The sequence below is a fragment of the Streptomyces sp. NPDC088354 genome (assembly GCF_044753585.1).
Classification (GTDB): domain Bacteria; phylum Actinomycetota; class Actinomycetes; order Streptomycetales; family Streptomycetaceae; genus Actinacidiphila.
This window is the reverse complement of the sequence record NZ_JBIVNJ010000010.1, coordinates 232,583-253,487: the sequence shown is the minus strand read 5'-3', so window position 1 is coordinate 253,487 and position 20,905 is coordinate 232,583. Positions and strand designations below refer to the sequence as shown.

At 73.9% G+C, this 20,905-nt stretch carries 17 protein-coding genes and 1 pseudogene; 13 read left to right on the top strand and 5 right to left on the bottom strand.

Annotation, left to right across the window (positions count from 1 at the left end; translation table 11 throughout):
* Positions 1–37: 37 nt before the first annotated feature.
* Positions 38–577 (top strand): transglycosylase family protein, encoded by a 540-nt coding sequence (locus ACIP98_RS18195; protein ID WP_401976811.1) that lies wholly within the window; start codon positions 38–40, stop codon positions 575–577.
* A gap of 88 nt (positions 578–665) precedes the next feature.
* A pseudogene (locus tag ACIP98_RS18190) lies at positions 666–779 on the top strand (glycosyltransferase); the annotation flags it as partial.
* A 330-nt stretch (positions 780–1,109) separates the two neighbouring features.
* On the opposite strand, the gene ctaD reads toward ACIP98_RS18190, so the two are convergent.
* Positions 1,110–2,777, bottom strand: coding sequence for a cytochrome c oxidase subunit I (ctaD, locus tag ACIP98_RS18185; RefSeq protein ID WP_401976809.1), 1,668 nt, complete (start codon positions 2,775–2,777; stop codon positions 1,110–1,112).
* Positions 2,778–3,006: 229 nt separating this feature from the next.
* Between ctaD and ACIP98_RS18180 the strand changes: the two genes are divergently transcribed.
* The 3 genes from ACIP98_RS18180 to ACIP98_RS18170 all read left to right on the top strand — a co-directional run bounded on the left by ACIP98_RS18180 (position 3,007) and on the right by ACIP98_RS18170 (position 4,759).
* Positions 3,007–3,921: a bifunctional DNA primase/polymerase gene (locus ACIP98_RS18180; RefSeq protein WP_401976808.1), complete on the top strand. Its 915-nt coding sequence runs from the start codon at positions 3,007–3,009 to the stop codon at positions 3,919–3,921.
* Between the two features lie 4 nt (positions 3,922–3,925).
* The gene (locus ACIP98_RS18175) at positions 3,926–4,315 is read left to right on the top strand and encodes a DUF779 domain-containing protein (protein WP_319661856.1); all 390 of its coding nucleotides are present in this window, start codon (positions 3,926–3,928) and stop codon (positions 4,313–4,315) included.
* Between the two features lie 219 nt (positions 4,316–4,534).
* A complete protein-coding gene (locus ACIP98_RS18170) occupies positions 4,535–4,759 on the top strand; it encodes an I78 family peptidase inhibitor (RefSeq protein WP_319661857.1) in 225 nt (74 codons plus the stop codon).
* 114 nt (positions 4,760–4,873) lie between these two features.
* Here the strand turns inward: ACIP98_RS18170 and ACIP98_RS18165 are convergent, their stop codons facing one another.
* Positions 4,874–5,878, bottom strand: a complete 1,005-nt coding sequence (locus ACIP98_RS18165; RefSeq protein ID WP_401976806.1) for a phosphatase PAP2 family protein — start codon at positions 5,876–5,878, stop codon at positions 4,874–4,876.
* Between the two features lie 503 nt (positions 5,879–6,381).
* Here ACIP98_RS18165 and ACIP98_RS18160 point away from each other — a divergent pair.
* The gene (locus ACIP98_RS18160; protein ID WP_319661860.1) at positions 6,382–8,013 is read left to right on the top strand and encodes an MFS transporter; all 1,632 of its coding nucleotides are present in this window, start codon (positions 6,382–6,384) and stop codon (positions 8,011–8,013) included.
* 80 nt (positions 8,014–8,093) lie between these two features.
* Entirely contained in the window at positions 8,094–9,278 is a 1,185-nt protein-coding gene (locus ACIP98_RS18155; protein WP_319661861.1) for an acyl-CoA dehydrogenase family protein, read from the top strand.
* A gap of 46 nt (positions 9,279–9,324) precedes the next feature.
* On the opposite strand, the gene ACIP98_RS18150 is transcribed toward ACIP98_RS18155, so the two are convergent.
* The gene (locus ACIP98_RS18150; protein WP_319661862.1) at positions 9,325–9,774 is read right to left on the bottom strand and encodes a cell division protein SepF; all 450 of its coding nucleotides are present in this window, start codon (positions 9,772–9,774) and stop codon (positions 9,325–9,327) included.
* A gap of 294 nt (positions 9,775–10,068) precedes the next feature.
* Between ACIP98_RS18150 and ACIP98_RS18145 the strand changes: the two genes are divergently transcribed.
* The 5 genes from ACIP98_RS18145 (at position 10,069) to ACIP98_RS18125 (ending at position 17,111) form a co-directional block, all read left to right on the top strand.
* Positions 10,069–11,235, top strand: coding sequence for a DUF5685 family protein (locus ACIP98_RS18145; RefSeq protein WP_319661863.1), 1,167 nt, complete (start codon positions 10,069–10,071; stop codon positions 11,233–11,235).
* A gap of 348 nt (positions 11,236–11,583) precedes the next feature.
* Positions 11,584–13,518 (top strand): FAD/NAD(P)-binding protein, encoded by a 1,935-nt coding sequence (locus ACIP98_RS18140; RefSeq protein WP_319661864.1) that lies wholly within the window; start codon positions 11,584–11,586, stop codon positions 13,516–13,518.
* Between the two features lie 90 nt (positions 13,519–13,608).
* Entirely contained in the window at positions 13,609–14,622 is a 1,014-nt protein-coding gene (locus ACIP98_RS18135) for an LLM class flavin-dependent oxidoreductase (protein ID WP_401976804.1), read from the top strand.
* A gap of 362 nt (positions 14,623–14,984) precedes the next feature.
* Complete coding sequence (locus tag ACIP98_RS18130) at positions 14,985–16,046, top strand: S1 family peptidase (protein WP_319661866.1); 1,062 nt, start codon at positions 14,985–14,987, stop codon at positions 16,044–16,046.
* A gap of 147 nt (positions 16,047–16,193) precedes the next feature.
* Complete coding sequence (locus ACIP98_RS18125) at positions 16,194–17,111, top strand: S1 family peptidase (protein ID WP_319661867.1); 918 nt, start codon at positions 16,194–16,196, stop codon at positions 17,109–17,111.
* A 35-nt stretch (positions 17,112–17,146) separates the two neighbouring features.
* Here ACIP98_RS18125 and ACIP98_RS18120 read toward each other — a convergent pair whose 3' ends face one another.
* A complete protein-coding gene (locus ACIP98_RS18120) occupies positions 17,147–18,295 on the bottom strand; it encodes a winged helix DNA-binding domain-containing protein (RefSeq protein WP_401976802.1) in 1,149 nt (382 codons plus the stop codon).
* 61 nt (positions 18,296–18,356) lie between these two features.
* Here ACIP98_RS18120 and ACIP98_RS18115 point away from each other — a divergent pair, with 61 nt between their 5' ends.
* Positions 18,357–19,337 (top strand): YafY family protein, encoded by a 981-nt coding sequence (locus ACIP98_RS18115; RefSeq protein ID WP_319661869.1) that lies wholly within the window; start codon positions 18,357–18,359, stop codon positions 19,335–19,337.
* Between the two features lies 1 nt (position 19,338).
* Here the strand turns inward: ACIP98_RS18115 and ACIP98_RS18110 are convergent, their stop codons facing one another.
* Complete coding sequence (locus ACIP98_RS18110; RefSeq protein WP_401976800.1) at positions 19,339–20,886, bottom strand: alpha/beta hydrolase; 1,548 nt, start codon at positions 20,884–20,886, stop codon at positions 19,339–19,341.
* Positions 20,887–20,905: the final 19 nt, after the last annotated feature.

Here is a 20,905-nt window from a genome sequence, read left to right as displayed (position 1 = left end):
GCGGCGGCCCCCGCCGTGCGGTCCTAGCGTGCCCCCCATGTCCCCCACGCCCCCCACGTCCCCCCGTCACCGAGCGGCCGCCGGAGCGGGCGCCCGCGGCCTCGTGGTCTTACTGCTCGTCCTGTGGCCCGCCCTGGTGTCCGGACGGGCTTTCGGGTATCCGGTCGCGCACGCCCCGGTCTGGCAGGACCTGGCCCAGTGCGAGTCGGGCGGCCGCTGGGACACCAACAGCGGCAACGGCTTCTACGGCGGCCTGCAGATCTACCAGCCCACCTGGGTCTCCTTCGGCGGGCTGGACTTCGCCGACCGGGCCGACCTGGCCTCCGCCGACGAGCAGATCACCGTCGCCGAGGCGATCCTGCGCAGCCAGGGCTGGCCGGCCTGGCCGACCTGCTCGCGCCGGCTGGGCCTGTACGGCCGCGCCCACGCCGTCCAGCCCGGCGACACCCTGCAGAGCGTCGCCGAGCGCTTCTCCGTCGCCGGCGGCGCCGCGGAGCTGATCCGCCTCAACGAGGGGACCGTCGCCCCGGACCCGCTGGCCCCGCTCGCCCCGGGGACGCTGGTCCGCCTGCCCTAGCCCGGTGTTCGCGGGCAACTGCCCTGCCGGCCGCCGGCAAGGGGGAACGCGAGGTGCCGCGTCGGCGCCCGGCGGGTTCGTCGAAGCCATGCGGGTCGGCCTGCCCGTGGCCGGCGCCGACTGCCCGCTCGGCCCGGGGGAGGCCGTCGCGCACGGGACGGACGGCCTGCTGGTGCCGCCCGGCGACACCGACGCCATGGCGGCGGCGCCGCTCCGGCTGATCAACGACGACGAGACCCCCAAGCGCATGGGCCGCGCCGCCCTGCTCAAGGGCGCCCACCACGAGCCGCGGCGCGTCGCCGGCGTGTACACCGACCTCCTCCAGGGCTTGCTGGACCGCCGGTCCGGGGCCGCGGGCCGGGTACGGGGCGTGGGGCGGCACGCCGGCGGAACGGCGCTCGCCACCGCCTACGCGGGCAAGGACGCCGCCAAGGCCGCGCTGCGGAGCTTCCGCTCGCCGCCGAAGGCGGGGAAGCGGGCGGAGGGGGGGCAGCGGGACGGGCGACGCAGCCCAGGACGCCAGGCGTCCCGGTCACCGCGCGTCCGACCGCGCCGCCTGCTCCGACACCGTCGGGTGGTGCAGGTCGAAGGCGGGGGACTCGGAACGGATCCGGGGGAGCGCCGTGAAGTTGTGCCGCGGCGGCGGGCAGGAGGTCGCCCACTCCAGGGAGCGGCCGAAGCCCCACGGATCGTCCTCCTCCACCTTCGTGCCGTGCCGCGCGGTGACCCAGACGTTGCAGAGGAACGGCAGCGTGGAGATGCCCAGCAGGAACGCCCCGATCGTCGAGACCGTGTTGAGCGCGGTGAAGCCGTCCGCCGCCAGGTAGTCCGCGTACCGCCGGGGCATCCCCGCCACCCCCAGCCAGTGCTGGACCAGGAAGGTGGTGTGGAAGCCCACGAACAGCGTCCAGAAGTGGATCCGCCCCAGCCGCTCGTCGAGCATCTTGCCGGTGAACTTGGGCCACCAGAAGGAGAAGCCGGCGAACATCGCGAACACCACGGTCCCGAAGACCACGTAGTGGAAATGCGCGACGACGAAGTACGAGTCGCTGACCTGGAAGTCCAGCGGCGGCGAGGCGAGGATCACCCCCGTCAGCCCGCCGAACAGGAAGCTCACGAGGAAGCCCACCGCCCACAGCATCGGCGTCTCGAAGGAGAGCGAGCCGCCGAGCATCGTGCCGATCCAGTTGAAGAACTTCACGCCGGTCGGCACCGCGATCAGGAACGAGGTGAAGGAGAAGAACGGCAGCAGCACCGCGCCCGTGACGAACATGTGGTGCGCCCACACCACCATCGACAGACCGGTGATGGCCATCGTCGCCCCGACCAGGGTGGCGTAGCCGAAGACCGGCTTGCGCGAGAAGACCGGCAGGATCTCGGTGATGATGCCGAAGAACGGCAGCGCGATGATGTAGACCTCCGGGTGCCCGAAGAACCAGAACAGGTGCTGCCACAGCAGCGCCCCGCCGTTCGCGGGCTCGAAGACCAGTGACCCGAAACGCCGGTCCGCCTCCAGGACGAGCAGCGAGGCCGCCAGCACCGGGAAGGCCATCAGCACCAGCACCGAGGTGAAGAGCACGTTCCAGGTGAAGATCGGCATCCGGAACATCGTCATGCCCGGCGCCCGCATCCCGACGATGGTCGCCACGAAGTTGACGGCGCCGAGGATCGTCCCGAAGCCCGCCAGGGCCAGCCCCATGATCCACATGTCGGCGCCGACCCCCGGCGAGCGGGTCAGGCTGTTCAGCGGCGCGTAGGCGAACCACCCGAACGACGCGCCACCGGTCGGCGTGAGCAGTCCGCCCAGCACGATCAGCCCGCCGAACAGGAACAGCCAGTACGACAGCATGTTCAGCCGGGGGAAGGCGACGTCCGGGGAGCCGATCTGCAGCGGCATGATCTCGTTCGCGAATCCGGCGAAGGTCGGGGTCGCGAAGAGCAGCAGCATGATCGTGCCGTGCATCGTGAACAACTGGTTGAACTGGTCGTTCGTCATCAACTGCAACCCCGGGCGGGCGAGTTCGGCGCGCATCAGCATGGCCATGGCGCCCGCCGCGAGGAAGAAGCAGAACGAGGTGATCAGATAGAGGTGCCCGATCTTCTTGTGGTCGGTGGTGGTCAGCCAGTCCACCGCCAGGCGTCCCGGCCGCCGTGGCGTCCGCACCCGCTCGTCGGTGGTCGGCGCCGCGTACGTTCCCATCCGCGCGCTCCCTCGTGATCGGAGTTGCTGCCGGTGTGTGCACCGTAGCCCGGGGTAAGTGACGGGAGGGCGCGCCTCGCCCATCGGACCGACCGGCCGACGGGGCGTGCCGGGACCGGTGGGTGACCGCTTCGGACCGTTCCGGGCGGCTCGCCGGCACCGTTGAGCGCGAGGTCGAACGAAAGTACGATAAAGGTGTCATGCCGTAGCGCAGCGAGGGGGGCACCCCGTGACGCACCCGGACTTCCACCGCGCGCTCGCCTGCGCGCTCGCGGCCGCCCGGCGCGGCTTCCCGGTCATCCCGCTGTCCCGTACCAAGCTGCCCGCCGTGCGGTCGCCGCACCGCGGTGAGACCGGCGGCGGGATGTGCCGCGGCCAGTGCGGGCGGTTCGGGCACGGGGTGCACGACGCCTCCACCGACCCCGTGCGGATCGGAGAGCTGTTCGCGGCGGCGCCCTGGGCCTCGGGGTACGGGATCGCCTGCGGCCGTCCGCCGCACTACCTGATCGGCCTGGACCTGGACCGCAAGGGCGGTGCCGACGGCCTCGCCGACCTGGTGGACCTGGCGGCGCGGCAGGGCTTCGCGGTGCCGTGGACGCGTACGGTGCTCACCCCGAGCGGGGGACGGCACCTGTGGCTCACCGGCCCGGCGGAGGTCGTCGTCCCGAATTCGGTGAGCCGGCTCGGCCGCGGCATCGACGTGCGCGGCAGCGGCGGCTACCTGGTGGGGCCGGGCTCGGTGACCGTCGCCGGCCGCTACCGCTGGGACCCGCCGACCGCGTCCATGCCCCCCGCCGCCGTGCCGCGGCGGCTGCTGCGGCTGCTCATGACGCCGTCACCGAAGCCGTGGGCGGCGCGTGCCGGGGCGGCCAGGGCGGGGAGGGCCCGCGGGGCGGGCGCGGACACCGCGGGCCCGCTGATCCGCTTCGTCCTCGGCTCGCTGGAGGGCGAGCGCAACGAGCGGCTGTTCTGGGCCGCCTGCCGGGCCTTCGAGAACGGCCACGGCGAGGACGTGGCCGCCGAGATGGTCGGCGCCGCCGTCCGTACCGGTCTGTCCGAGCGCGAGGCGACCGCCACGGTGGGCTCCGCGCGCAGACATGTCCTGCGGGGGTCTGGCGGCCCGGGCGTCGCGGGAGCACGCTGACGTCATGACCTCCACCGTATCGAGTACCGGCCGGGTCGGGATCACCGAGGACGCCGCGGGTCTGCTGCGGCGCCTGGCGGACGAGCACGGCCCATTGATGTTCCATCAGTCCGGCGGCTGCTGCGACGGCAGTTCGCCGATGTGCTATCCGCAGGGGGAGTTCCTCACCGGGGACTCCGACGTGCACCTGGGCGACCTCGGTGTCCCCGGCATCGATCCGGTGCCGGTGTGGATGTCGCGGGACCAGTTCGCGTACTGGAGCCACACGCATCTGACGATCGATGTGGTGCCGGGGCGCGGCAGCGGCTTCTCGCTCGAGGCGCCGACCGGCAACCGGTTTCTCATTAGGTCGCGGTTGCTGACCGACGATGAGCTGGCGGCTCTGGGGATGTGATGTGAGGGAAGTGTGAGGGCCGTTTCCGCTAATTCCGGGACCCCCTGACGCGGTGATATCGGCGACCGATGGCGTGAATTCGAGGGGGGATTGGAAAACCGGGTGCCGGGCGCATGAACGGTGCACGCCAAACGCGTCTCGGTATTCTGTGACAGAAGTGTGACGATGGCGCGTCGGCGTGTCTTCCGTCACGGCTCGTATGCGCCTACGGTGGCTCACATGGCTACCGACCCGGGCGGCACGCCCCCCGCATCGCATCCCCAGGACCCGCCCGACGCCTATGTCGGCCTCACGGCGGACGAGGCCGAGCGCCGTGCCACGGAGCGTGGCTGGACCACCGTCCGCTCCCTCCCGCCGGGCGCGATCATCACCATGGAGTACCGCGCCGGGCGGCTGAACTTCACCGTCGACGGCGGCCGGGTGACCCGCTGCTGGTCCGGCTGACGCGCTCCCGGCCCCCGCCCTGCGCCGACGGCCCCGGCACCCCCTCCCAGGGGTGCCGGGGCCGTCGGCGTACCTACGCGGGGTGTGCCGGGTGCGTACCGGCCGCCCCCGGGATCAGCCCGTGGTGCCGCGGCCGCGCCCCGCGCCGCTCTGCCCGAGCGGGCCCGGCCGTGCGGCGCGCTCGGCCGGCGGCCGGCGGCTGCCGGCCGGGGTGACCGGGCTGCGCTCGTGGCGGGTGGTGTGCGGACGGGCCGCGTGGTGGGGAACGCCCGGTGCCGCGTTCGGCGTGCGGCCGCTGACCACCAGGCTGTCCCGGTCCGCCTCGGAGTCCTCAGCGACCTGCGGGGCCGCCATGGCCGGGCTGGCCGGCCGGACAGTGGCGGCCAGCACGGCGGCGCCCCGCCGGCGGGCCCAGACGGTCCTGATCCACTGCTCGGAGGAGGCCATCAGGGGCTCGAACCAGGGCAGTGCCAGCAGGATCAGCAGGCCGGCCGCCCAGCCGAGCAGCACGTCGCTGACCCAGTGGGTGCCCAGGTAGATGGTGGTCATGCCGACGCCCAGGGCCAGCAGCGCCGCGATGACCGAGGTCACCCGGCGGACCCACGGGGTGGTGGCCAGGTAGGCGAGAACGCCCCAGGTCACGACGGCGTTGGCGGTGTGGCCGGAAGGAAATATATCGCCGCCGGCGAAGAGCTCGGCGGATCCGGCGGTGGTCGCGTAGTGCGGGCCGAGCCTGCCCAGCCCGTACTTGACGGATCCCACGGTGACGTTCAGCAGCAGCAGCGAGGTGCCGAGCACCAGGAGCGGGTGCAGGGTGCGCTGGCGCCAACCGCGCCAGCCCAGCCAGACCGCCACGATCACGGCGGTGGGGCCGCGCTGGCCCAGGACGACGAAGTAGTCGAGGAAGGCGTGGATCTGCGGCCACTGCTTGTACGGCCGGAACATCATGACCTGCCAGTCCAAGGTCACGAGCTTGGACGTGGTCAGCACGGCTACGACGATGGCCACATACGCCACCAGCGTGGAACCGAACAGCAGTCCGCGTGTTCGGCTCATGCGCGGGAGCGCCTGGGCTGTCTCGGGCTTCACCGGACGGTGAAGCTTGTCATCGGTACGCACTCAATCGACGTTACAGCGTGTGATGGGTGAGTTCGGCCTGAAGAGCCCCTTCGTAATGACGATGTGATGTGGACTGCGTCTCAGTACACCCATTGGAGGTACCCCGGCGGGGTGCATTGAGCCAAATGCGCGAACTCCTGGATTTCGCGTTTGGAAGGCGGTCCGCCCGATCATGGAAAATCTCGCGTTCGATTTTCTCGGCATCGGTTTATCAATGATTATCCGATGCTTTACCCATGAGTTGTCATGGTGTTCGCCCGCCATTCATGATCACATTCGGTGACCGGACGGCTCCGGCGTGGATGGCAGGACATGTCCGGCAGGTCCGCCGTGCGGGATTCGGGCGTGACGGGGACCACGTCCGAACGTGCCCCGCACCCTCCACCGGCCGCCGGGTCTCGCGTAGTGTGTCGATTTCACTCGCCCCGTCGCTGGGTTCCCCCGGGACCGTTCCCCATGTCCTGCCCGGCCGCACCGCGAGCGCACCGCTGGGAGGTACGTACATGACAGGGACGACCTCGGCCGGCGTCCCCGGTCCGGCCGCCGTCCCCCGGCGCCACAGGCCGGTCAGCCGCTGGACCGTCCTCATCGTCCTCTGCATCAGCCTGCTGCTCGTCGCGCTCGACGCGACCGTGCTGCACGTCGCCGTCCCCGCCGTGAGCGAGGATCTGCGCCCCAGTGCGATAGCGCTGCTGTGGATCGTCGACGCCTATCCCCTCGTCGCCGCGTCCCTGCTGATCCTCTTCGGCACCCTCGGCGACCGGGTCGGCAGACGCCGCATCCTGCTGCTGGGGTACGCGATCTTCGCGATCGCCTCCGCGGTGGCGGCCTTCGCCCCCACCCCGGAGATCCTGATCGGGGCCCGGGCGCTGCTCGGTGTCGGCGGCGCCATGATCATGCCGGCCACGCTGTCGATCCTGCGGCAGGTCTTCCCTGACCGCCGGGAGCGGGCGGTGGCCATCGGTGTGTGGAGCGCCGTCGCGGCCGTCGGCGCGGCGGTCGGTCCGGTCCTCGGCGGTTTCCTCGTCGAGAACTTCTGGTGGGGCTCGGTCTTCCTGATCAACATCCCCCTGATGGTGGTCATCCTCCCGGTCGCCCGCTGGCTGCTGCCGGAGTCCCGCGGCGAGCAGGACGGCCCGTGGGACGTGGTCGGCGCGCTGATGGCGGCCTTCGGCGTGCTCGGCGCGATCCTCGGCGTGAAGCGGCTCGGCGGCGGGGCCGCGGTGTACGAGCCCTCCGTGCTGGTGCCGCTGCTGGGCGGCTGCCTGCTGCTGGTGGTCTTCGTACGGCGGCAGAACCGGCGCGAGCACCCGCTGATCGACATAGGGATGTTCCGCCGCCCGGCCTTCGGCACCTCCGTGGGATGCATCGTCCTCGCGCTGCTCGCCCTGGTCGGCCTGGAGCTCATCGCCGTCCAGTACCTGCAGCTCGTCCTCGGCCTCAGCCCCCTGGAGACCGGGCTGCGGCTGCTGCCGCTGACCTTCGCCGCCATGGGCGCCGGGCTGCTCGGCTCCCGGGTGCTCGCCCGCTCCGGCCCGCGGGCCATGGTCGCGGGTGGCTTCGTGCTCACCGCGGGCGCCGTGCTGGGGCTCACCCTCATGGGTCAGCACGACCGGCCCTGGGTGTTGACGAGCTGCTTCGTGCTGCTCGGCTTCGGGCTGGAGACCACCTTGTTCGCGGCGTACGAGTCGATGCTGAGCGAGGCCCCTGCCGAGCAGGCCGGCGGCGCCGCCGCGATCGGGGAGACCTCGTACCAGCTCGGGGCGGGCCTCGGCATCGCCCTGCTCGGCAGTGTCATGAACGCCGCCTACGCGCCGGACGTCGCCCGGACCCCCGGGGTGCCCGCCGGCGCGGGGGTCGCGGCCGGCAAGTCGCTCGGCGAGGCCTACGAGGTCTCCGACCGCCTCGGCGGGACCGCGGGCGCCTCGCTGCGGCACGCGGCCCGGCACGCCTTCGTGCACGGCATGCACATCACCCTCGTCGTCAGCGCCGGACTGCTCCTGCTGGGGGCGGTGGCCGCGCTGCGGCTGCCGCGCCGCATGGAGTGCACCGCCCGGCAGGCGTCGCCCTCCGCGCCCGCCGGGGTCCCCGCCCCGCGCGAGCACGCGATGGCCAGGGTGGAGGCCTCCCGCTGAGCCGGGAGCGGGGTCTTTACCCGGCACCGCCGCGCAAGTAGCTTCGGGCGTGAAGCACCGTGATCACCGGAGGGACGACGATGTCCGCTGGAAAGCCGCCGTTCGACCCGTACGACCCGCTGGGTCTCGACGACCTGCTCGGCGACGAGGACCGCGCCGTGCGGGACACCGTGCGCGCCTGGGCCGCCGACCGTGTGCTGCCGCACGTGGCGCAGTGGTACGAGCGCGGCGAACTGCCGGTGATCCGTGAACTGGCCCGTGAGCTCGGCTCGATCGGCGCGCTCGGGATGTCGCTGACCGGTTACGGCTGCGCCGGCGCGAGCGCCGTCCAGTACGGCCTGGCCTGCCTGGAACTGGAGGCGGCCGACTCCGGCATCCGCTCCCTGGTCTCGGTCCAGGGCTCGCTGGCGATGTACGCCATCCACCGCTTCGGCTCCGAGGAGCAGAAGCAGCGATGGCTGCCCCGCATGGCGGCGGGCGAGGTGATCGGCTGCTTCGGCCTCACCGAACCCGACCACGGCTCCGACCCGGCCGGCATGCGCACGTACGCCAAGCGCGACGGCTCCGACTGGATCCTGAGCGGCCGCAAGATGTGGATCACCAACGGCTCGGTCGCCGGGGTCGCCGTCGTCTGGGCCCGCACCGACGAGGGCATCCGCGGCTTCGCCGTCCCCACCGACACCCCCGGCTTCTCGGCGCCGGAGATCACCCACAAGTGGTCGCTGCGTGCCTCGGTCACCAGCGAACTGGTGATGGACGACGTCCGGCTGCCCGCCGACGCGGTGCTCCCGGAGGTCACCGGTCTGCGGGGGCCGCTCAGCTGCCTCAACCACGCCCGGTACGGCATCGTCTGGGGCGCGATGGGTGCCGCCCGCAGCAGTTTCGAGGCGGCACTGGAGTACGCGCGGACGCGCGAGCAGTTCGGGCGCCCCATCGGCGGCTTCCAGCTGACCCAGGCCAAGCTCGCCGACATGGCGGTCGAACTGCACAAGGGCATCCTGCTCGCGCACCACCTGGGCCGCCGGATGGACGCGGGCACGCTGCGGCCCGAGCAGGTCAGCTTCGGCAAGCTCAACAACGTCCGCGAGGCGATCGAGATCTGCCGCACGGCCCGCACGATCCTGGGCGCGAACGGGATCTCGCTGGAGTACCCCGTGATGCGGCACGCCACCAACCTGGAGTCGGTGCTCACCTACGAGGGCACGGTGGAGATGCACCAACTCGTGCTGGGCAAGGCGCTCACGGGCCTCGACGCCTTCCGGTGACGGGCCCGGCGGCCGGCTCCGGGGGCGGGGGCACCCCGGAGCGGCCTCAGCTCTGGTTGAAGAAGCCGTCGCCGCCGTGCTTGCTGTCGGCGTTGACGACCAGGTAGTCGGGCGGGGTCAGCAGGAAGACCCGGTTGGCCACGCGGTCGATGGAACCGCGCAGGCCGAAGGTGAGGCCGGCCGCGAAGTCCACGACGCGCTTGGCGTCGGCGGAGTCCATGGCCGTGAGGTTGACGATGACCGGGACGCCCTCCCGGAAGAGCTCGCCGATGCCGCGGGCGTCCCGGAAGCCGTCCGGGGTGACCGTGGCGATGCGGCGCCCCTGCTCCTGCGCCGACTCCGAGGCCACGCGCACACGGGGGTCGGTGACCCAGGAGTCGCTCGGGGACGCCTCGGCGCCCTCGCCGTAGTCGGCGTACTCCTCGTCGTAGTACTCCTCGCCGCCGTTGTCGTCGACGAGGCCCAGCCAGGCGCTGGCGCGTCGTACCGAACCCATGGACGCCTCCTCTCTCACACACGGTCAGTCTGCCGTCCGCATCCCTATCGTCGTCCATGATGCGGAGGATGCGCCAAGTGGATACCCGGCAGGGAGGGGATTCGTGACATACCTGGTGCATTAATCTGCCCGGAAGTACCCGGTTGACGCAGGCGATACGGGCATCTGACGGATCATCGGAAAGTTTGCCGCCCGTGAGGGTGACAGCGCACGGCCGGATAGCCGATCGGCTGACGTATAACATGACCAGCCGATGAGGTAGTCCATCGCAGCACAGGACGTGTGGGGGAAGCGATGTTCGGAATCGTCAGGCCGTGCCGGCATCGGCTGCCGGAGACTCTGCGCACCTCTTGGGTGGCCCATCTGTGCGGGCTCTGCCTCGCCCTGCGGGACGAGCACGGGCAACTGGCCCGCGCCGCCACCAATTACGACGCCCTGATCATCTCGGTGCTGGTCGAGGCGCAGACGGCGGGCGCGGCCGGCGCGAACGGCACGGGGAGGACCGGCGCGGTCTCCCGCAGGACCGCCGGGCCGTGCCCGCTGCGGGCGATGCGGACCGCGCCGGTCGCCAAGGGGGAGGGCGCGCGACTGGCCGCGGCGGTGTCCCTGGTGCTGGCCTCGGCGAAGATGCGCGACCACGTGGCCGACGGCGACGGACTGCTGGCGCGGCGCCCGATGGCCGCGGCGGCGCGTACGGTGGCGCGGCGCTGGGACCGCGCCGGTGCCGCGACCGGATCGGCGCTCGGCTTCGACACCGCGGTGCTGGTGGACGCCGTGGACCGGCAGACCGCCATCGAGGCGGCGGCGGGTGCCGGCACCCCGCTGCTGACCGTCACCGAGCCCACCGAGACCGCGACGGCGGCGGCCTTCGGTCACACCGCGGTGCTGGCCGGCCGGCCGGACAACCGCGCGCCGCTGGAGGAGGCGGGCCGTCTCTTCGGCCGGCTGGCCCATCTGCTGGACGCGGTGGAGGACCTGGACGCGGACGCCGCCGCGGGCGTCTGGAACCCGCTGGCGGCCACCGGCACCGGCCTGGACGAGGCCCGGCGGCTGTGCGACGACGCCGTGCACGGCGTACGACTGGCGCTGCGGGACGCGGAGTTCACCGACGGCCGGCTCACCCATGAACTGCTGGCGCACGAACTGCGCCGCTCGGTGGAGCGCGCCTTCGGCGCGACGTGCGCGCACCAGTCCCCGGGCCCGGGGCAGCCGGCGTCGCCCTGGCTCACGCCCGGACCCCCGCACCGGCCCGGCCCGGGACGCGGGTTGCTCGCCGGGTGCGCGGTGTGGTCGGCACTGTGCTGCACGTGCCAGATCTGCTGCCGGGACCACTACGAGGACCCCTGGTCGGGCAAGCGGCGTGAGGGCTGGTGCTCCAGCTGCGACTGCTCGGGATGCGGTGACTGCTGCGATTGCTGCGACTGCTGTGACGGTTGTGACTGCTGCGGGTGCGACTGCTGAACCGGCGAGGGAGGGAGAGCGCGAAGGCCTGAGAAGCCGTCAGGGCAACCGCCGGCAACGACATGCGGGGCGGAACCAGCAGGTCAGCGGCAACAGGAGGCCGACCACACCCGACCGAAGTCGATGTGGCCCCGGATGACCAGCCGGCATGTGCGCATGGTCACAGTGGAACAGTTGTGCGTCGGGCCCGTCAACCGGACCGGGCGGGCTGCCCGGCATGTGGACGGGCTTGACACGGTCCGCCGCGCCGGGCTTAGCCTCGTGGCGGGCCTGGGGCCCCCGCGTTGAGGGACGCGGCCGCGTGAAGGCATCACCGTGTTTCTTCGAGCGTGTCCACGGAGCCCGCGCATGCCTGACGACCCTTCCGCTTCTCTCCCCTCGCCCTCCGCCTCTTCGCCCTCCGTCTCGCGCCGGTCGGTCGTCATCGTCGGCGCCGGCCCGCGCGGCACCGGGCTGCTGGAGCGGATCGCCGCCAACGCAGCCCAGTTGTACGACGGCGCGCCGGTCGACCTGCACCTGGTCGACCCGTTCCCGCCGGGCGGCGGCCGCATCTGGCGGCGCGAGCAGTCCCCGCTGCTGTGGATGAACTCCATGGCCGAGGACGTCACGATGTTCACCGACGAGACCGTCGAGGCCGCGGGGCCGATCCGCCCCGGGCCCTCGCTCGCCGAGTGGTCCGCCGGGATCCGCGGCGGGGAGATCGCGGCCACCGGCCTGGACGCGCACCTGCGCGCCGAGACGGCTGCACTGACGCCCCGCAGCTTTCCCAGCCGGCGGCTGCAGAGCGCCTATCTGGCCTGGGTCCTCCAGCGGGCCGCCGCCGCGCTGCCGCCGGGGATCACCCTGCACATCCATCCGCACCGCGCGGTGCGGGTCACCGGTCCGCGCGACGGCCGGCAGAGCGTCCGGCTGGAAGGCCGCGACCGGCCCCTGCCCGCGGACCTCGTCGTGCTCGCCCTCGGCCACCTCGACGCGGACCCCGACACCGGGCAGCGGGCCCTGGCCGCCTTCGCCGCGGAGCACGGACTGACCTACCTGCCGCCGGAGTTCACCGCCGACAGCGACCTGAGCGTGCTGCCGCCCGGCGAACCCGTCCTCGTGCGCGGACTCGGACTGGCCTTCGTCGACCTGATGGTGCTGCTCACCGAGGGGCGCGGCGGACGCTACGAGGAGGACGGCGGCGGCGGGCTGACGTACCGCCCCTCGGGGCGCGAGCCCGTGCTGCACGTCGGGTCGCGGCGCGGTGTGCCGTACCACTCCAAGATCGGCTACATATGGGAAGGCGAACCCCCGCCGCTGCCGCGCTTCTTCGGTCCCGCGCAGATCGACGAGGTGCTGGCCGGTCCCGGCCGTCCGGACTTCCGGCGCGACGTGTGGCCGTCGGTCGCCAAGGAGCTCGGATTCGCCCACTACCACCGGCTGTTCGCCACCCGCCCCGAGCGCACCACCATGAGCTGGACGGACTTCGAGGAGAAGTACGCCGCCGCCGGACCCGGCGGCGCGGACCTGCTGGCCCTGACCGTGTCGGCCGTTCCCGACCCGGCGGACCGCCTGGACCTCGACGCCCTCGACACCCCGCTCTCCGGGATCCGCTTCGACGGTCCGGAGGAACTCCAGGAAGCGCTGCGCGCCCGCATCGAGGCCGACCTCGACCGCCGCCACGACCCCGCGCACAGTCCGGACCTCGCGGTCTTCCTCGGACTGCTGTCGGTGTACGGGCAGATGCTGCGGCTCGGGGACGTCGGGCCGTGGTGGCACGGCTTCTTCAGCTTCCTGGCCTCCGGGCCTCCCGCCCCCCGGCTGCGGCAACTGCTCGCGCTGTCACGGGCCGGGGTGGTCCGCTTCCTCGGCGCGGACACCGGGATCGCCGCCGACCCGGTGCGCGGGGTGTTCCGGGCGAGCAGCCCCAGCGTGCCCGGTGCGGTCACCGAGGCGCGGGCCCTGGTCGAGGCCCGGCTGCCGGAACCCACCCTGGAACGCACCCGCGACCCGCTGCTGCGCTCGCTGTACGCGGGCGATGACGCGGGCGCCGACGGGGACGACGGCGCGGGCGCCACCGCCACTCCGGCCGGGCTGCTGGCGGTCACCGCCGCCGACGGGCGGATCGTCGACCGCTCCGGCCGCCCGCACCCCCGGCGCTTCGCCCTCGGACCGCACACCGACGCCCGTGCCTCGGGCGCCTTCACCCGGCCGCGCACCAACGGGCCGGCGTTCCGGCAGAACGACGCCACCGCCCGTGCGCTGCTGTCCTTCCTGCGCGGCACGGCCTGTCCCGGCGCGTAGGACCCGGTCCGCCCGCACCCCTCGCGCGTCCCCCCGTTGCCCCCCGCGCGCGTTCGCCGTATCCGTCCACCGACCGGAGGCACCGACCCCATGCCCGCCCCCACCCGCCCGCTGCACCTGGCCGCCGCCGTCGACGGCCGGGGGCAGGACGCCTTAGTGCCCGCCCCCGTGGACCTGGCCCGGCTCGCCGAGCGCGGCGCGCTGGACTTCGTGACCCTCGACGCGGGTCCCGCCTGTTGCGCCGCGCTCGCCGCACTGGCCCGGGTCGCCCCGGCCACGGACCGCATCGGGCTGGTGCCGGCCGTCTGCGCCGCCCCTGCCGAGCCCCGCCACATCTCGGCGGCGGTCGCCGCGCTGGACCGGATCAGCGGCGGCCGGGCCGGATGGATGGCGGGGGTCGCCGAGGACGGGTCCGGCGGCCGGGCCGCCGGACGGAGACCGGCGGCGGGTCCGGCGGCGGCACGGTGGCGGGAGGCGGGGGAGGCGGCCGCCGCCGTCGTCCGGCTCTGGGACGACGGCGGCGGGGAGGAGGCCGGCGCCACGGACCGGTGCGCCGGCCACGAGACCTTGCCGCATCCCGATGTGCGGGGTGCCCCCTTGGGGGCGCAGGGCCACCCGGTCACCGTCGTCCGCGCCGTCGCACCGGAGGCGGTGGAGACCGCCGCGCGCCACGCCGACGTGGCCATCGTCCGCGCCGCCGACCGGTGGTCGGCCGCGGCGGCCCGGGACGACCTGCGCGCCCGCGCGGCCGCGTGCGGCCGTGACCCGGACCGGCTGCTGGTGCTCGCCGAGGTGGCCGTGGACCTCGGCAACGCCGAACCGCCCGCACGGTTCGGCGCCGAGCCCGTCCTCGTCCGGGATCCCCGGCACGGTCCGACCCACGCGGGCGGTCCCGGCGCCCTGGCCGATCTCATGGGCGCCTGGCACGTCGACGGCGCCGTCGACGGCTTCCACATCCGGCCGCTGAGCCCCGCCCGGGACCTCGAACGCCTCGTCAACGGCACGGTGCCGCTGCTCCAGCACCGCGGGCTGCTGCGCCGCTTCCACCCGGGCGTCACGCTGCGCGAGCACCTGGGCCTGCCCCGGCCGGCCGGACGGCGCTGAGGCGCACCTCCGGCGGCGCGGCGCGGTTTTCACCCGCCTCCTTCCCGCCTCCTTCCGCCCCGTTCCCGCCACGCGGCCGGGCGCCGCCCCGCGCGGCGGGTGCCGTCGAGGGGATCCGCGCCCACCAGGCGATACGGGACCGCGCGCCGCCGTGCCGCGGCCGGCCCGCCCCGCCAGGTCGCGGAGCCCCACGAGGGGCCGGCGGCCGAAACCTGCCCTTGTGTGCTTGTGCACGGCTCTTGAATACTCCCGAGTGCGCAGCTTGGCAGGGGCACGCCATCCCCCACGGTGGCGGAGTCCCGCTGCGCCTCACCGGCTCGCGCTACGCGGGTCAACTTCCGTTCCCCCACAGGAGGACAAGCGTGAGGATCAAGCGCACGACGCACACTCCCGCCCCCAGACGCGTACGGCTGATCGCCATCGCGTCCGGTCTGCTCGCGGCCACCGCGCTCACCCTGCCCGCCGCCCAGGCCGCACCGTCCCCCAAGGCCTCACCGGAGGCCGCCACGGCGCTCGCCGCGTCGCTGGGCACCGGCTCCACGGCCGGTTCGTACTACGACGCCAAGGCCAAGGCCATGGTCGTCAACGTCACCACCAGCAAGGCCGCCCAGGCCGTCAGCGCAGCAGGCGCCGTGCCCAAGCTCGTGGCGCACAGCACCGCGCAGCTGAACCAGGCCGGCAACGCGGCCCTGGCCGCGGACGTCGCGGGCACCTCGTGGGTCATCGACCCCAAGAGCAACCGCCTGGAGATCACCGCGGACAGCACGGTCAGCAGTGCCGAGCTCTCCAAGGTGCAGAAGGCCACCGCCCCCTACGGCGCGGCCGTCACCTTCCGGCGCACGGCGGGCACCTTCAAGCGGCTGATCGCCGGCGGCGACGCCATCTACGGCGGCGGCTACCGCTGCTCGCTCGGCTTCAACGTCCGCAGCGGCAGCACGAACTACTTCCTGACCGCCGGCCACTGCGGCGAGGTCGCCTCGACCTGGTACTCCAACTCGAGCCAGTCCTCGGTACTCGGCACCAACGTCAGCTACAGCTTCCCGACCAACGACTACGCGCTGGTCCGATACACCAACACCTCCGTCGCCAAGGGCGGCACGGCCGGCAACACCGACATCACCAGCGCCGGCAACGCCTTCGTGGGCCAGGCCGTCCTGCGTGACGGTTCCACCACCGGCATCCACAGCGGTACGGTCACCGGCCTCAACGCCACCGTCAACTACGGCGGCGGCGACGTGGTCTACCAGATGATCCGCACCAACGTCTGCGCCGAGGGCGGCGACTCCGGCGGTGCCATGTACACCTCCGGCGGCATCGCGCTCGGTCTGACCTCGGGCGGCAGCGGCAACTGCTCCAGTGGCGGCACCACGTTCTTCCAGCCGGTCACCGAGGCCCTGAGCGCCTACGGCGTCAGCGTCTTCTGACCCACCCGGGCACCACGCCCATCCTCTCGTCCCTGATGTGCCCGGCGGCCTCGGCCGCCGGGCACATCGCCGTATGGCCCTCTTGTCCGCAAGCCGTATGGTCGCAATACTCCGCGAGGCACCGCATAACCTCGTAGGGGGGAACAAATGAGGAACAAGGGGCGCAGGGACACCACTTCACGCCGCGGTACCGCCGGACGGGCGGGGCACCTCGCCGCGCCGCTCGGTGCGCTCGTCCTGCTCGTGGCCACCGCGCTCGCCCTGCCCACCGCGCAGGCGGCCCCCGGCGGCCGGGCCTCGCCCGCCCACCTCGCCGCGGCGGTCCGCGCGGCGGAGTCCGCCGACGTCCCCGGCAGCGCCTGGTCCGTCGACCCCGGCAGCGGCACCCTGGTCGTCCTGACCGACGCGACGGTCTCCCACGCCGGGCTCGACGCGCTGCGCCGCGCGGCCGGTCCGTACGACGGCGCCGTCCGCTTCGAACGCGCCGCCGGGGCCTTCCGCCACTTCGCCGCCGGGGGCGGCACCGCCGCCTACGGCGACGGCTTCCGCTGTTCGGTCGGCTTCAACGTCCGTTCCGGTGGCGCCTCCTACTTCCTGACGGCGGGTCACTGCGGTGCGGCCACGGACCGCTGGTACGCCGACGCCGCCCGGACCCGTCCGCTCGGGACCACCGTCGCCCACCGCTACCCGGGCGACGACTACGCCCTCGTGCGCTACGACTCGGCGAAGGGCCACCCCGGCAAGGTCGGCCGGCAGGACATCCGGAAGGCCGCCACGGCGTACGTGGGCGAAGCCGTCAGGCGCGCGGGCTCCACCACCGGCGTGCACAGCGGCACCGTCACCGGACTCGGCTTCACGGTCAACTACGGCGGCGGCGACATCGTGCGCGGGCTCATCCGCACCGACATATGCGCAGAACCCGGCGACTCCGGGGGCCCGTTGTACGACGGCACGAAGGCGCTCGGCCTGACGTCGGGCGGCAGCGGCGACTGCGCGAACGGCGGCACGACCTTCTACCAGCCGCTGCCCGAGGTGCTGAAGGCGTACCGGGTCGCCGTCTACTGACCGCCGACGGACGGGAGGTGCGCGCCCGGTGGCGCTCACGCCGTGAAGCGCACCTCCCGTCCCGTCTCCCGTCCCGTCGTCCCCGGCGCCGCGAACGCCAGCAGGCGCTCGCCCTCCGCGGCGAGCGCGTCGCGCGCCGCGCGGGGGAGGGGCGCGTACGGCAGGACGTGGAGCACGGCCGCGCCGCGCGAGGACTCGATGCGCCACAGTCCGTGGACGAAGCCGTCGTGGAGGAAGAAGCCGCGGTTGCTGCCGCTGCCGGGGAGGGCGGGGAGGGAGGCGCCGGCACGGGGGGCCGGCGGCATGATCCGTGAGCGGTCGGCGTGCGACAGCGCGATGTTGTCGTACTGCGGGAGGAAGCGGGCAGGTGCCGGGGTGCCGCGATCGGGGAAGGGCGCGCCGGGGACGTCGTACAACTCGGCGCCGTTCTCGTCGCGGTAGACCCGCAGACCGGGACGGAGCCGCTCGATCACCGCGCGCACACCCGTGAGCCCTGACCACACCGCGACGTCCTTGGCCGTCGCGGGACCGAACGCGGCGAGGTACCGCAGGACGGTCCGGTCCGGGGCGGCGCCCTCCGCGAAGTCGAAGGAGCGGCCGAGCCACTGCTCCGCCGGGGTCTGCAGGGCGGCGCCCGAGGTCCGCCACAGACCGCGCGGCGGCGGCTGGACCGTCGGCACGCGGGCGGTCACCGCCAGGCTCAGCGGGAGCCGTTCGCGCTCCGGCCACCGTTCCCGCAGACCGTCGCCGAGCCGGCTCGCCGGGAGCGGGCCGGCGGTCAGGAGCGCGCGGCCCGCCTCGGCGACCTCCGCGAGGTCGAGACCGGCCAGCTGCCGCCGGAACTGCCCGAGCAGCCGCCGCTCGAGGACGTCCTGGACCACCGGCCGCAGCACCATGCAGTCCTCGGCGGTCACCAGGTGGACGGTCCAGCGCAACAAGGACATGCGCACCGCGCGGCGGTCCGCCAGCATCCCCGACAGCTCGTCCGGCGCGAAGCCCGCGATCCGCGACCACAGCGCCACGTACGGGTCCTGCGGCTCCTGCGCCTGGAGACCCACCAGGTGCCCGACCACGTGTTCCGCGCTCACGTCCACGCGCCGCAGCAGGAACTGGCGGGCCAGCAGCGAGCGGTTGAGGGTGCGGCGGTCCAGTGCGGTGCCCTCGGGAAGGGTCTGCGTCTCCATGACGGCACGGTATCCATCCATGCGGTCAGAAGCTGTCCGCGACGACTGCCAGACTGGAGCCGTGCTGGAAACCTCCGCCCGCTTGCTGCGGCTGCTCTCCCTGCTCCAGTCACGGCGCGACTGGACCGGCCCCGAACTGGCCGGGCGCCTCGAGGTCACCGCCAGGACGGTGCGCCGGGACGTGGAGCGCCTGCGCGCGCTCGGCTACCCCGTGCACGCCACCCCCGGTACCACCGGCGGCTACCGGCTGGGCGCGGGCGCCGCCCTGCCCCCGCTCCTGCTCGACGACGAGGAGGCGATCGCCGTCGCCCTGTGCCTGCGCACGGGCGCGGGCGGCAGCGTCGAGGGCATCGAGGAGACGTCGCTGCGGGCGCTGGCCAAGCTGGAGCAGGTGCTGCCCTCCCGGCTCCGGCACCGGGTCCAGGCCATGGGCGCGGTCGCCGTCTCACACCCGCCGGCGCCGGAGGGCACCGTGGCGTCCGACGTCCTGGCCCTGATCGGCGCGGCCTGCCGCGACCGCGAACGCCTCCGTTTCGACTACCTCACGCACGACGGCACCGCCGGCCGCCGCAGCGTCGAGCCGCACAGCCTCGTCCACCACGGCCGCCGCTGGTACCTGCTGGCCTGGGACACCGACCGCCAGGACTGGCGCACCTTCCGCGTCGACCGCATGGACCCCAAGGCGCCCACCGGTCCGCGCTTCGCGCCCCGCCGGCCGCCCATGGACGCCGCCTCCTGGGTCGCCCGGGGCGTCACCTCCCGCGCCTACCGGCACCAGGCGGTCGTGACCCTGCACGCCTCCGCCGAGTCCCTGGCCGACCGGGCATCCTGGGGCTTCGCCACCATCGAGGCCTCCGGCCCCGACCGCTGCCTGCTGCGCACGGGCGCGGAGTACCTGGACGTCCTCGCCCTCTACATCGGCACGCTCGGCGTCGATTTCGAGGTCCACGAACCCCCTGAGCTGGCGGCCCACCTCCGCGACGTCGCCGCCCGCCTGGCCCGGGGCGCGGGCGGGGCGGACGGGGCGGACGGGGACGCGTAGATCAGGGCGTGGGTCGGGGCGTGGGCAGGCCGAGGTGCCGGAGGACGGAGCCGGCGGCGCGGATGACGGCGGCGCGGGACTCCTCGGTGGGGTCGAGGGTCTCGAAGCCGTGGCGGCCGTGGGGCACGTCGACCACCTCGACGCGGGCACCGCACTCCTCGGCGGCGGCGAGGAAGCCCGCGACCGTGCCGGCGATGTCCGGCGCCTCCCGCCCCGCGCGGGTCAGCACCACCGGCAGCGGACCGGCCGTGCGCAGCGCGGTCGCGGGGCGGAAACGGGGCTCCACCGCGCCCCAGTGCGGCACGGGCGCGAGCACGGGGTAGCTGGCCGCGACGCACCGCAGCCAGGCCGGCGGGGCGGCGAGCCAGTCCGCCGCGAGCAGTCCGCCCACGGAGAAGAACCACAGCGCGACGCGGTCGCCGTCGACCCGGGGGTCGGCGCGGACCAGGTCCACCGCCCCGGCGACGTCGTCCGCGGCGCGCGCGAAGTCGGCCATGCCGTGCAGCCGGTGGTCCACGGTCGCGCAGACCGCGCCCAGCCCGGCCAGGTACCGGCCGTAGCCGGTGAAGGAGGGCCAGTCGCGCGGTGTCGGCCGCGCGCCCGCGGGTACCGGCCCGCCGTGGACGAGGACCACCGCGGGCCGCGGCCCGTCGGCGTCCGGCAGATGGAGGTCGACCCGTCCGTGGCGCTCGCGGGGCCGTTCGGGCAGGTCCATCAGGAAGGGCCGCAGGTGGGGCGGGAGTTCGCCCGCCGTCCCCGCCGCGCCACCGAGCCGGCGCCCCTCGCCCGCCGAGGCCCGCAGCAGCGCGTCGGCCAGTTCGCCGGGGACGGAGAGCATCGGCCAGTGCCCGGTGGCGAGTTCGAAGAAGGTGACCCGCGGATCGACGAGCGCCCGCAGCCGCGGGTCGCCGAAGCCGACCAGCGCCTCGACCCTGGCGATGTCCGATCCGTTGGCCGTGCACAGGATTCCGGTCGACGGCACCTCGGCCGCCGCCCCGGACAGCCGCAGCGGCTGGGTGAGCGTGCCCGCGGGCTGCGGCGCGGCACGCCGGGTCAGCCGGGCCAGCGCCTCCTCCGGGACGCCGTCGAGACTGCCCCACCGCTGCCATCCGTCCTGGCCGGGCGGGGCGACGGGGCCGTCGTCCGCGGGCCGCCCCTGGGTGTGCCGCAGCCGCTCGTGGACCGCCGGATCGGGCACCAGCGAGAGCGCCTGGTCGCCGTCCCCCGGGATCCCCGCGTCCAGGTGGACGACGCGGGCGATCCGCGCAGGGCGACGGTCGGCGGCGCCGAGCACCGGGTGGATGCCGTAGCCGTGGCCGACGAGCACCACCCCGGACGCGTCGTCGTGGCCCGCCTCGTCGACGAACCGCAGCACGTCGCGGACATGCGTCTCCAGGTCCGTGCCCGGTCCCGCCGCGTCGCCGTCCCCGTCCATGCCGGTGAGCGTCACCGGATGCGCCCGCGCCCCCGACTCCCGCAGCCGCGCGGCCACGTCCTGCCAGATCCAGCCGCCCGTGTGGGCCTCGGACACCAGGATGAACACCGTCATGAACGCCTCCCGTACGCCG